Genomic DNA, 12,486 nt, shown 5'->3' on the forward strand with positions numbered 1-12,486 from the left:
TTTTTCCTCCCTATTAGTATACCGCTCTCATTGCGTCTTTGGTGCACTGGATTACAGATTTTCGGCAAGAAATCTCTTACCATACACACGATCTACCTCTGCAATCCCGGTCGGGTGAGCCAGGGAGACCTCATTGCTCCCCTGAAGTGGCATTGTGTGGATGTAATAGTTGACTCATTGTGGTGATACAGGTGAGATACAAATGTCGCGGATCGCATCCTCATTGCTGCTGCGCCATCTGCACGGAGCACTGGCATAACGCTTGCCGCGATCCCGTCGCCGATGTCCATTTCTTTCTCATCAGGGTACAGTACGGTGTGAAACAGGTTCTGGTCAGATCGGGAATACCAGTATTATCAACGAACGATTCAGGGTGATATACCCTGCAGAATGTGGTATATTGCAGATAGTCCACGGTGATATGCCACAGGAGTATGCTGATGATTAAGCGCATTCCACCAGGACCCGGACAGGAGTCAGTATGGGATTATCCTCGTCCACCGCGGCTGGAACCGACATCGCGGCGTATCCGGGTAATCGTTGCCGGTATCACGATAGTGGATAGCCAGCGCGCATTTCGGGTGTTGGAAACCAGCCATCCACCGGTTTACTATGTGCCGCCCGATGATGTACAGATGGCGTTTTTGCGCCCGAATACTGCACGTTCGTTCTGTGAGTTTAAAGGAATTGCCGCATATTACGACGTAGTTGTTGGTGAGCGCACCGCTTTGCAGGCAGCCTGGTCGTATCTCGATCCCACACCACCGTTCGCCCACATCCGTGGCTATCTCGCATTCTACGCCGAGCCAATGGACGCCTGCTACGTTGATGATGAACAGGTCACTCCCCAACCAGGTGGATTCTACGGTGGCTGGATCACCAGCGATGTCGTCGGCCCCTTTAAAGGTGGGCCGGGAACGTGGGGATGGTAGCCTGGCACGCTCGATCATCCCATTTGCCCGATCACACGCTCGAAAGTCATTGCTGATGCACAGGAGGTTGTGCCAGGATCATTTGCATTAGAAGGAAAGGACAGTTTCATGAGTTCAGCGGACGAACGACTGCACCTGTTGCAGATGGCCCGTTCCGAAGTGCTGGCCGGCAGGATGAGCCGACGAGCCTTCCTGCGCCTTGGTCTGGCCCTTGGCTTATCTGCGGGTGCAACTGCGTTGGCTGCCTGTGGCGGTGGCGCATCTACACCGGCGCCTGCATCACCTCCACCATCACCGGCCGCCGGCCCAACGGGGCGTTTACGGGTGGCGAGTGAGATTCCCGTTCAGCTCGATCCGGCATTCGCCTCATCTGACGCCGAAATTCTTATTCTCAACCACGTGTACGATTATCTGGTTGACATCGATGCGAGCAATGCTATCGTGCCCCGGCTGGCACGGGAATGGACGATCAGCGACGATGGTTTACGTTATCGGCTAAACCTGGCCACCGGGGTTACCTTTCACGATGGAAGTCCGCTCACGGCAGCAGATGTAGTCTGGACGTTTAACCGGCTGCGCGATCCCGCGTTGCAGTTGCCAACCGCCGATCTCTACGCCAACATTGCCGATATTGCTGCTGATGGCGATACCGCGGTCGTCTTCACGCTTACCGAGCCAAATCCATTCTTCCTGTACGATTTGTCTGACAACCACGCCCTGATTCTGCGCACCAATACCGAGAACCCGGCAACGGCTTTTAATGGCACCGGCCCCTTCAAAGTGGTCGAATATCGCACCGAGAATCGCATCGATCTGGCTGCAAATACGGCCTATTTCCAGACCGGTAAGCCGGCCGTTGCTAACCTGGAGATTATCTTTTTTGCCGATCAGGCCGCAGCAGTCGACGCTTTACGTGGTGGGCAGGTTGATCTGGTGTTACGCATGCCCACGCCACTCTTCCAGACATTGCAGCAAACGGGTGGTATCGTTACCGTCCAGACACCTACCAACGGTTTCGATCTGGTTCGCCTGCGGGCCGACCGCGAGCCGGGTAATAAACCAGAGGTTATTCGGGCGCTTAAGCTGGCAACTGATCGTGACGCGATCTTTCGCCAGGTCAAAGCCGGTCTTGGGGCAATCGGGCGTGATAGCCCCATCGGCCCTCTCTTCAGCTCGTATTATTCGGAAGAGACACCCCTGCCGGCCCGTGATCCGGCTACGGCCAGGCAATTGCTGGCAACCGCCGGGTATCCTGATGGCTTGCAACTCGATCTCCACGTACCCGATTCGGGGGATCGGCCTGATCTGGCGGTGGTGCTCAAGGAGCAATGGGCTGAAGCCGGTATTAACATCAATGTAATTGTCGAACCGGAAAGTGTGTACTACGGTGATAACGGATGGCTTGAGGTTGATTTGGGAATTACCGGTTGGGGTTCGCGACCGATTCCTCAGTTCTACCTCGACGTCATGCTCGTCAGCGGTGCCGTGTGGAATGAGAGTCATTTCAGCGACCCCGAGTTTGATGCCCTGGCAGCCACTGCCCGTACTACCCTCAATGAGGAAGAACGGCTACGCGCCTACCGCGAGATTCAGCGTATTCTGATTGAACGCGGCCCAATTATCATTCCCTATTTCTTTGCGCAACTCAGTGCACATCGTGAAGGGTTGCGCGGCTATGTTGCGAAAGCATTTCCAGGCCGCACCGATCTGGCGGCAATTGCGGTGTGATCCTGGAAGGATACGAGGGGTCAGGCTGCTATCTGAACAATATTTCTATTCATACGGTGGCCTGGCGTGACCAAACCCGTTCGGTGCGGAGCACGATGGATGCAGAAGCGTGGCTTTCGCATCCAAACCAGCGATTGTATAGGTTGAATGTGGAACGAGTTCCACCAACCGGGTAGCCCACTAGAACGAGAGCAGAGCGTGTCACGTTCAAACCAGGTGTATAACAGGCGTTGAAACCTGTCTGAAGAGGACAGGATTTATGGCTGGGAAGGCGAAGATCATGCCCTCTCCCATCCCGGTAAGGTCTTTTCGGATCGATGTCACGGCATTCTGATAGAGCTGATCTTGCAAGCCGCGACTACGCATTGATACTGTCACCGAAACATGAGTCTTCTATCGTTGAGACGAGCCTTTTTTGCCGACCCGGCAACTGCAACCGGCACCGTCATCGTGCTCTGCTTCCTGGGGCTGGCACTCTTTGGGCCACTGATCGCGCCTTACAGTCCGACCGCGCAGAACGCTGAACTGATCCGACAGCCGCCCTCATTCGCGCACCCACTCGGCACGGATCGGCTTGGTCGCGATCTGCTGAGCCGGATCGTGTACGGAGCACGCGATATTCTGTCACTTGCCGGGAGTGGCACAGTTCTGGCAGTGGTACTTGGGACACTGATTGGCGTGAGTGTAACGTATCTGGGCGGCTGGTTGGAAGAGCTGGTTTTTCGTCTCTTCGATGGTCTGCTCGCGCTGCCAGCATTACTGCTGGCGCTACTGCTCCTCGGTGCGGTTGGCCCTTCGCGTACCGGTGTGCTGCTGGTGATTGTGCTGGTCTACACGCCAATCGTGGCTCGCGTTGTGCGGAGTGTTGTATTATCGCTCAAGCCGCGAGGTTTTATCGAGTCAGCGCGTATGCGCGGTGAACGCCTTGGGTACATCTTGTGGCGTGAGTTGTTACCTCTGGTAGCACCAACGCTGGCAGTGGAAGCTGCCCTCCGCTTCTCGTATGCGATTTTTCTCGTCGCATCGCTTGGCTTCCTCGGCGTTGGTGTTCAACCTCCCAGCCCTGATTGGGGCTTGATGGTACTCGAAGCGCGCAATGAATTCGCGCTTGCTCCATGGTCGCTCTATGTACCGGCAACGGCCATCGCGTTGCTGGTGGTCGGGATCAATCTCATGGCCGAGGGCGTGCGGCGGGCGATCCGTGGTGAGATGGCAGGTTATTGATGACAATACCGGTTTTAGCTGTTAATAATCTTACCGTGGCGTATCGAGTTGGTCGGCAGATGTTGCCGGTTGTGCGTGAAATCAGCCTGACGGTCACTGCCGGCGAAGTACTGGGTGTGGTCGGCGAAAGTGGTAGTGGAAAGAGCACCCTGGGACTGGCAGTCTTGCGAGCACTACCAGCCGGTGGCCTCATCAGTTCCGGGCAAATACTGCTTGATGACACTGATGTGACCCATCTGCCCGCCTCGGCACTCCGTCCACTGTGGGCGCGTTCATTACGCCTGGTGCCACAAAATCCACTGGCGGCACTCAATCCCACCCTGCGGATCGGCGATCAATTGATCGAAGCTATCGGTGGTGACCGAACAACAGCAACGCAGCAGGCGTTAGCGCTACTAAACCGTGTCCAGATTGCCGATCCGGCACGAGTGATGCGCAGCTATCCCCACGAATTGAGTGGTGGTATGCAGCAGCGGGTAATGATTGCCATGGCCCTACACGGTGAACCTCGTCTGCTAGTGTTGGATGAACCAACGACGAGCCTTGATGTCACTACCGAAGCAGCAGTAGTTGATCTGCTGGCCGAATTAATCGCTGAACGTCAGCCGGCGACACTGTTTATCTCACATAATCTCGGCCTTGTGGCGAGGATTGCTACTCGTACCGCAGTCCTGTACGCCGGCGAACTGGTTGAACTTGCCCCTACAGAATTGCTCTTTCAACAACCGCGCCACCCTTATACCCAGGGCTTGCTGCGCAGCCTGCCACGTCCGGGCCTGCGCTACAATCATCATCCCTTACAACCCATCGACGGCGTACTTCCTGCACCTGGCGCCCTTCCAAAAGGATGTATCTTTGCACCGCGTTGCGCCCTGGCCGATGACCGTTGCCGCAATGAACGGCCACCACTCTTGCCCGTAAACAGTAATCAGTGGACACGCTGCCACTACTGGCAGTACTGGCAGCAGGTGACTACAGATAGCCTATCTCCCTTTCCCACTATGACAACTACCGCGCCCAATGGCGAGGTCTTGCTGAGCACAACGCAACTGACAAAAACCATCACCCAGCATCGCTCCGTCACCGATCTAATCCGCCGGAAACCGTCGTCGGTTGTCCAGGCATTAACCGATGTTGATTTGAAGCTACGGCGCAATCGCACGCTTGGGATCGTTGGCGAAAGTGGGAGCGGCAAAACAACCCTTGCCCGTTGTGTGATCGGCTTAACAGAGCCTACCTCCGGTAGCATCGATCTGATCGATGTGCCGTTAGCACCGACCATTCAACATCGTAGTCGGGAACAATTACGGCGCTTGCAGATGGTATTGCAAAACCCGCAAGAAGCCCTGAATCCGGCGCTTACCGTCGGCGAAGCGCTCATCCGTCCTCTCATCCGTCTGGGAGGGCTGGATCGTCAACGCGCCATGCAGCTCGTGCCAGAGCTGCTGCAACTGGTCAAACTACCGATCAGCTACGCCGAACGACGACCGGGCCAACTGAGTGGCGGCGAGAAACAGCGTGTCGCTATTGCCCGCGCCCTGGCCGCAGCACCCGATCTGCTCTTGCTCGATGAAGCCGTCTCGGCGCTTGATGTCTCGGTGCAGGCTGCAATCCTCAACCTGCTGGCCGACGTGAAAACCGACACCGGCATTGCGTATCTGTTCATCACCCACGATCTGGCTGTTGTAAGCTACCTGGCCGATGACGTAGCCGTGATGTATCGGGGGCAGATCGTCGAAGAGGGGCCGGTCACCGCCGTCTTACAACCACCGCTCCATCCGTACACCGAAGCGCTGTTAACCGCCACCAGTGCTCACGGTCTCCGTCTGCGCGAAGCTGAAGAGGGTGCTGATCCACCGCAACATGGCTGCCCTTTCCAACCGCGCTGCCCACGAGCACTCGGCGACGTTTGTGTGACTACCCCACCACCGTGGCGCGAAGCCGGGAACGGGCACCGTCTCCGCTGTCATATTCCACTCGCAGAACTGCAAACCATTCAACAGCCCGAAGCAATCACGCCATGATACGTTATCTGTTACGACGAATAGTATTGCTCGGCGGCACTGTTCTCATCAGCTCATTGATCATCTTTCTGATCTGTCGCCTCTTACCCGGTGATATAGCACGCGTCCTCCTCGGTCGCGAAGCCGGTGAAGCGGCGCTGGCTGCACTGCGCACCGAGCTGGGGCTGGATCGGCCATTGCCACTCCAATACATTGATTGGCTGAGAGGATTCCTCACCGGCGATTGGGGCATCGCGTACAGCACACGCCAACCGATTCGACCTCTGGTCATGGAACGCCTGAGCAATTCACTCCTGTTGGCTGGCGCAACATTAGCTCTCGCACTACCACTGGGAATTGGGTTGGGGGTATGGGCCGGCTGGCGGGCCGGCAAACCCGACGACACCGTCATCAGCGTTTCAACCCTGGCCGTCACCGGTCTACCAGAGTTTGTCACCGGCCTTTTGCTCATCGATCTCTTCGCCTTTCGCCTGCGCTGGCTACCGGCCAACTCATCAATCCGACCCGATGCCTCATTCTTCGAGATACTTCCCCAACTGGTATTACCGGCGATCACGGCCACTCTGGTTCTGCTGGCCTACATCGCCCGGCTAACGCGCACCGGGGTGATCGCCGAACTTGAGCAGGAATATGTTCGCACCGCGATGCTAAAAGGACTGACACCGGCAACAATCCTCCGCCGACACGTCTTACGTAATGCCTTATTGCCGGCCATTACCGTGATTGCCATCAGCCTCGGCTGGCTGATTAGCGGCCTGATCGTGGTCGAAAATGTCTACAACTATCCGGGTATTGGGCGTCTGTTGACTTTCGCCATCGACCGCCGCGATCTCTTGCTGCTCCAGGCGGTAGCGATGATTACCGTCGTGATCTTTGCCGTCGCCAATCTGCTGGCCGATCTCATGTATGCCCTGCTCGACCCACGTATTCGGCTCGGTGACGAACACAGCCCTTGAGGCCGGTAGTTTTCGACCACCAGCCAATGATTTTTACGCAAAATTGCCAAAACCGTGCACCTTTTGCCGCCGATCTCCGGTTCTATTAATAGGACATCAAGAAGTAGCAGTTAAGCATAACCCAAGTTGCCACCTGTATCACCACAGAGACACAGAGGACACAGAGGATGGGTATAACCCGGGTTGCTACCGCGAAGCGTGATCTGACACATCCATAGGAACTGGCTACTACCCACATGATTCACGGTTGAGTGCAACGTCGTGTTATTCATCCTGACAGTCAGACTCCATAGCCTGCTCATAGCATAGGTGGCAACTTGGGTTAGTCTGACGAAAGCCGGAGAAGCGATGCTTGCCAAAGTTCTGAGCTGTGCTGTTATTGGCCTGGATGGGATACTGGTTGCGGTCGAGGTTGACGTCCTGAGTGGTCTACCGGCATTCAGCGTTGTTGGACTGGGTGACGCTGCCGTCCACGAGAGTCGCGAACGGGTACGCTCGGCAGTGCGTAATAGCGGCATGAGTTTCCCGATGCGCCGCATCACCGCCAATCTCGCTCCCGCCGATCTGCGCAAAGCCGGCCCGGCCTACGATCTCCCCATTGCATTAGGGTTACTGATTGCCACCGATCAATTGATAGCCGATGTCAGTGATGCCGTCTTTATTGGTGAATTGGGGCTAGACGGCACGTTGCGCCATACCGACGGGATTTTGCCGATGGCAGCCGTAGCCCGTTCCCATGGCATTTCGACCATTTACGTACCGACTGAAGATGCCGCAGAGGCCGCACTCATCGAGGGCTTACGCATCTTCCCGGTACCTTCGTTACGAGAATTGATTGCCCATCTCAGTGGTGAACGGCCATTGCGACCCTACACCGGTACCACCGGCTTTACCCCGGCACTACCAGACGGGGTAGTCGATTTTGCCGATGTTCGCGGGCAGGAACACGTTAAACGAGCGCTGGAAGTAGCAGCAGCCGGCGGTCACAACATCCTGATGAGTGGGCCGCCGGGAGCCGGTAAAACCATGCTGGCCAGAGCGCTCCATTCCATTCTGCCACCGCTCAGCTTTGCCGAAGCATTGGAAGTCACCAAGATATACAGCGTCGCCGGACAACTTCCACGCGACACCCCCCTGATCCGCACACGCCCCTTCTGCGCACCGCATCATACTGTTTCGACCGCCGGCCTGGTGGGCGGTGGGAGTCGGGTGCGGCCAGGCATGATCTCGCTGGCCCATCGTGGCATCCTGTTCCTCGACGAACTACCCGAATTCGGCAATCGGCTAGAGGTCTTGCGCCAACCCCTAGAGGATCGGATCGTCACCCTCAGCCGGGCGCATGGCAGCATCACCTATCCGGCGGCCTTCATGCTAGTCGCAGCGCAGAACCCCTGTCCATGTGGCTGGCACGGCGACCCGGAACGCACCTGCACCTGCTCACCGGCACTGGTCAGCCGCTACCAGCGCCGGGTCAGCGGGCCACTGCTGGATCGGATCGACATCCACGTCGAAGCACCGCGGGTCAAATACGACAAACTGAGCAGCCTGGCGCCGGGGGAACCATCATCAATCGTGCGCGAGCGCGTCATTGCAGCACGTCAACGTCAAATCGAGCGCCTCAACGGCCATCCACGCTGTCGGAACAATGCCGATCTCGGCCCTGCTGAAATTCGCACCATCTGCACCCTTGATCAGGCCGGGCAATCTCTGCTCAAATCGGCAGTCCAGCGGCTCAACCTCTCGGCACGCAGTTTCCACCGCATCCTGCGCCTGGCCCGCACCATCGCCGACCTGGCCGGAGCGGAACAGATCGCCGCTGTGCATGTTGCCGAAGCGATTCAGTACCGCCCACGGCAGGTGGAGTAGGGGAGAGGGAGGTACAGGACTGGCCCGAATAGAGTACGACGACTGGCTATTCCTCAAAAGGGACAACATGTTGTTGTGGCATAACAAAGGCAAATTCTCTCCTCACCCTCTGGACATCGTCATCAGTAGTGGGTAGTGGGGTGATTGTTACGATCACCCCACAAGCAACGGGCGTGAGGTAGAACATGCAGTCGCATCAAATCAGGGAGCAACGACCACACTGCTCATCACCAGTTCACCGGAGGGAAGCACTTGCACACTAAACGGCTGCAACTGTTCACGGGTAAACGCAGAACTAATCTGCTCATTAAAAATAATTGCCACCGAATCACCTGCAGCGACATCACGCAACGGCGCGACAAACTGACCGTCGGCCCCTACCACTGTGTCGGCAATTACCGCATTGTTACGAGACAAATTGATTACACGGATCGGCACTTGTGGAGGACCACCACCCTGAATCTGGCTATCAGACACTCGTACAGGTTCGGCAATGTAAAAGAAAAGAGTAGCCTGCGACTGACCACTGCTATCAGGTCCTGGATAACTCGCATCCGGACTAGTGGGAATTGGTTCTACCGGATAAGCCGGATAAGGAATTAATGGCGTAGGTGAAGGTTCTGAAACGGTTGTGTTTGCACACCCAGAAATAACAAGTAGACAGAGCAAGCCGATGAAGAGACGATACATAGTAACCTCGTAGAAAGATATTGCAGTACGATTGTCCCTCAAGAGTATACCGCACCCTGATAGTGTAATATAGCATAGAAAGTCATGACATTAATAGATACATAGATTACATTTGTATTCAGAAAGACACTATCAGCCATCCAGAAAAGGTATCAAACAGAAAAGAGGCGTATGCAGCACCATCCTGGAGGGTCCGGGGTTCGTGACAATATCACCAAACAAAAACACCTGACCAGCCCGAAAGAGATATTTCTCTGAAGACCATTTTCCCCAACCACATATCACTGTTGTGCAAGGGAGAACCGACGTTATTGACAATCATCCACACTATCTGGTATAATCTTTCGCGCCATTCCTAAATAAATCAAAATCTTTTAAAAGAAAAATCAAACATAATTAATAACATACAAACATGTTTTAACAACAACGTCAACAAAACTCACTTATCAAATTTATCAACCGGAACTCAAAGAAACCTCTCAAACCGAAACGAAGATTTACTGAGCAACACATCAGACAATAATAATAATGACATCACCTAAACTTATTGCGATCAAACACCACTTACACCATGTCACCTCACCAGCAATGCTCATCCTCATTCGAGGTTTTGTAGCGGTAGCTGCTGGCTCACTTCTCGGAAGAATTCTCAGCGCAGTCGCCGGTATTCTACTCGTTCGTTATTTTGACGGGCCGGCCCTGTATGGCCAATATGCGACACTGGTTACCACCCTGACCTTGATGTCAAACCTGCTTGGGCTGGGGTTTGACACGTGGTTACTCCGCGAGGGTGGTCGTGACCCTGGCCTGTTGTCGTTCAATGCTCGGCGCCTGCTAGTCCTGAAATTCGGTGCAGCCAGCATCCTCATTGGGGCATTAGTAGTGGCCTGGAACCAGAGGGATCTCAGTTGGCTCGTCATCGTCGGCATGCTTGGCATCATTGCCGAGAGCTACCTTAATACCGGTTATGTAATGTTCCATGCACTCAGTCGAAATGGACTGGTCGCTGTTTTGCAGAGTCTCGACGCCTTGCTAGCAGTGGTGCTGATACTTCTGTTGATGAACTGGCCACCCCAGGTAGCGACACTGGTTGTTGGTCAAAGCATCGTAAGTGGTACTGTCCTGATGATTGCGGCAATACTACTGGCCAACCACTGGCGTGGAGCATGGCGGCCTCTACGATTGGGGCATTTGATGCGGAGTGCCGGTTTTTTTGTTTTAGCCGATGTACTGGCAAATATCTATTCTCAGGCCCAAATCGCTATTCTGGCATTGTTTACCAGTGATGTAGATGTTGGTATATTTCGCTCTGCGATCAATCTCATCACTATGAGTTTTCTGGTACCTATGGCAATGTTCAATGTGAGCCTACCTCTATTGAGTCGTCAAAACATTGAACGACGACAGAGGTATCATATAATTTTCGGCATATTTGGTTTAGCTACCTGTTATGGAGTCATTACCTTGTTCGGTTTTTGGTGGTTTGGCGCTGACCTGCTCCGCCTCTTCTACGGCAATAAATACGAGGCAGTCGTTCCTTTGCTTACACCACTTAGCGTTGTGCCGCTCTTCAAATCCCTCAGTTTCGTTGCAGTTGCCATTATGCTGGCACTAAGTGCGCAACGCTTGCGCGTTGTTATGCAGAGTATCGTTGTCATCCTCAGCCTGTTGTTAGGTCTAATCATTATCCCCTCCTCCGGTGTCATGGGTGCAACTGCAACGTATGTAGTGGTTGAGATAGCACTTTGTGTGTTCTATTGGATCGGAGCACTCTACACACTGCACAAGACACGCATATGAAGATCGTTTTGATCAATAATCACTCAGTGTTAAATGCTGGTGATTATGCAATTCTGCTCCAGACTCTCAATCTGCTTCACGCGGCTTTCCCGCAAGCTGATATTAGCTTAACCTTCAACGAGCCAGCACTTGCCCGGGCACTGCTCCCAACCTATCGAATCTATGCTGCACCACCAGCCTGGGGGGTCGAACTCAACCAGCACCGGCAATCTGTTAAGGCATCACGATTTATTCGCGGATGGTATCTCATCCTCTTACTGATCGGCGCACTCCTGGTACGCTGGACAGGCAAACCAATCCGAGTATTCCGTGATCCTCAAAAACAAGGCTTGCTCGTAGAACTGGCTTCAGCCGATCTGGTTGTGGCAAGTGGTGGCGGGTATCTCTACCACTGGTTTACCTTTGCCTCTGCACTAAGCCTCAGTGCACTTGTAATGCGGCGCAAGCTGGTCATGCTGCCACAATCCATTGGGCCATTCCATCATCCATTGCAAGTCTGGCTGGCGAGGCAGATTGTAGCCAGAGCCGATCTGGTACTCACCCGTGAGTCAATCTCGCTCCGCCGCGCACAAGATTTGGGAGCCAGAGAAGCGCGTTACGAACCTGATCTGGCATTTGCCTTTCCCTCGGCCCCAGCCGAAGTGGCCAAGGCATGGTTGCAGTGGCAACTGTCAATACCCGATGCGGCAACGATGTACGTTGGTATTACTGCTATCAACTGGCAGGGTCAAAATTCGCGCTTTCGACAACAACAACACTACGAGGAGACATTAGTTGAGTTCATCAATCGTCTAACTGACCAGGGTGCGGTAGTTGTCCTGTTTGCCCAGACCTGTGGCCCTGGTCAGGAAGAAGATGACCGACTGGTTAATATGCGGCTGTATCACAAGGTGCGACATCAAGCACGAGTCGTGATGCTCAATGAACACATTCACCCGGCACTGCTCCAGGCACTTTACGGGTGCATGAATTACTTCGTCGCAACCCGCCTTCACTCTTTTATTTTGGCAACAAATGCTGGCGTGCCAGCCCTGTCGATTGGTTATCTGACCAAGAGTATCGGCATTCTATCCGATATGGGTTTACCTGATCGCTGTCTTGACATTCAACATGTGAACATTGCAGATCTCTGGCAGGCATTTTGTCGCTTGCAGCGTGAAGGACTACCTGAGCACATCAAATCCTATATCGCTATGGCTCGTTCACACCAGCAAGCACTCCGGCAAGAACTTGCCAGCCGATATGGAAAGGATTAAAAGTCGGGCT

At 54.5% G+C, this 12,486-nt stretch carries 9 protein-coding genes; 8 read left to right on the top strand and 1 reads right to left on the bottom strand.

The features are described from left to right. The first annotated feature begins 440 nt into the window (after window positions 1-440). The 6 genes from VAE57_RS09580 to VAE57_RS09605 all read left to right on the top strand — a co-directional run bounded on the left by VAE57_RS09580 (window position 441) and on the right by VAE57_RS09605 (window position 8,730). A complete protein-coding gene (locus tag VAE57_RS09580) occupies window positions 441-932 on the top strand; it encodes a DUF427 domain-containing protein (RefSeq protein ID WP_322821660.1) in 492 nt (163 codons plus the stop codon). A gap of 108 nt (window positions 933-1,040) precedes the next feature. Then, window positions 1,041-2,660, top strand: a complete 1,620-nt coding sequence (locus VAE57_RS09585) for an ABC transporter substrate-binding protein (protein ID WP_322821661.1) — start codon at window positions 1,041-1,043, stop codon at window positions 2,658-2,660. A 384-nt stretch (window positions 2,661-3,044) separates the two neighbouring features. Continuing rightward, entirely contained in the window at window positions 3,045-3,884 is an 840-nt protein-coding gene (locus VAE57_RS09590) for an ABC transporter permease (RefSeq protein ID WP_322821662.1), read from the top strand. Next, the gene (locus VAE57_RS09595; RefSeq protein ID WP_322821663.1) at window positions 3,884-5,908 is read left to right on the top strand and encodes a dipeptide ABC transporter ATP-binding protein; all 2,025 of its coding nucleotides are present in this window, start codon (window positions 3,884-3,886) and stop codon (window positions 5,906-5,908) included. The genes VAE57_RS09590 and VAE57_RS09595 overlap by 1 nt, the downstream gene beginning before the upstream one ends. Continuing rightward, entirely contained in the window at window positions 5,905-6,864 is a 960-nt protein-coding gene (locus tag VAE57_RS09600; protein ID WP_322821664.1) for an ABC transporter permease, read from the top strand. Before VAE57_RS09595 ends, VAE57_RS09600 begins: the two co-directional genes overlap by 4 nt. A 348-nt stretch (window positions 6,865-7,212) precedes the next feature. After that, complete coding sequence (locus VAE57_RS09605; RefSeq protein ID WP_322821665.1) at window positions 7,213-8,730, top strand: YifB family Mg chelatase-like AAA ATPase; 1,518 nt, start codon at window positions 7,213-7,215, stop codon at window positions 8,728-8,730. Window positions 8,731-8,931: 201 nt separating this feature from the next. Here VAE57_RS09605 and VAE57_RS09610 read toward each other — a convergent pair whose 3' ends face one another. Then, entirely contained in the window at window positions 8,932-9,420 is a 489-nt protein-coding gene (locus VAE57_RS09610) for a hypothetical protein (protein ID WP_322821666.1), read from the bottom strand. Between the two features lie 528 nt (window positions 9,421-9,948). On the opposite strand from VAE57_RS09610, the gene VAE57_RS09615 reads away from it, so the two are divergent. Next, window positions 9,949-11,220, top strand: coding sequence for a lipopolysaccharide biosynthesis protein (locus VAE57_RS09615; protein ID WP_322821667.1), 1,272 nt, complete (start codon window positions 9,949-9,951; stop codon window positions 11,218-11,220). After that, the gene (locus tag VAE57_RS09620; protein WP_322821668.1) at window positions 11,217-12,476 is read left to right on the top strand and encodes a polysaccharide pyruvyl transferase family protein; all 1,260 of its coding nucleotides are present in this window, start codon (window positions 11,217-11,219) and stop codon (window positions 12,474-12,476) included. Before VAE57_RS09615 ends, VAE57_RS09620 begins: the two co-directional genes overlap by 4 nt. Window positions 12,477-12,486: the final 10 nt, after the last annotated feature.

Source organism: Chloroflexus sp. (assembly GCF_034434295.1).
Lineage (GTDB): Bacteria > Chloroflexota > Chloroflexia > Chloroflexales > Chloroflexaceae > Chloroflexus.

What these genes read in the sequence shown, in the direction of transcription:
- VAE57_RS09580 (WP_322821660.1), top strand. Translation starts at nt 441, where the DNA reads ATGATTAAGCGCATTCCACCAGGACCCGGACAGGAGTCAGTATGGGAT.
- VAE57_RS09620 (WP_322821668.1), top strand. Translation starts at nt 11,217, where the DNA reads ATGAAGATCGTTTTGATCAATAATCACTCAGTGTTAAATGCTGGTGAT.
- VAE57_RS09615 (WP_322821667.1), top strand. Translation starts at nt 9,949, where the DNA reads ATGACATCACCTAAACTTATTGCGATCAAACACCACTTACACCATGTC.
- VAE57_RS09595 (WP_322821663.1), top strand. Translation starts at nt 3,884, where the DNA reads ATGACAATACCGGTTTTAGCTGTTAATAATCTTACCGTGGCGTATCGA.
- VAE57_RS09590 (WP_322821662.1), top strand. Translation starts at nt 3,045, where the DNA reads ATGAGTCTTCTATCGTTGAGACGAGCCTTTTTTGCCGACCCGGCAACT.
- VAE57_RS09610 (WP_322821666.1), bottom strand. Translation starts at nt 9,420, where the DNA reads ATGTATCGTCTCTTCATCGGCTTGCTCTGTCTACTTGTTATTTCTGGG.
- VAE57_RS09600 (WP_322821664.1), top strand. Translation starts at nt 5,905, where the DNA reads ATGATACGTTATCTGTTACGACGAATAGTATTGCTCGGCGGCACTGTT.
- VAE57_RS09605 (WP_322821665.1), top strand. Translation starts at nt 7,213, where the DNA reads ATGCTTGCCAAAGTTCTGAGCTGTGCTGTTATTGGCCTGGATGGGATA.
- VAE57_RS09585 (WP_322821661.1), top strand. Translation starts at nt 1,041, where the DNA reads ATGAGTTCAGCGGACGAACGACTGCACCTGTTGCAGATGGCCCGTTCC.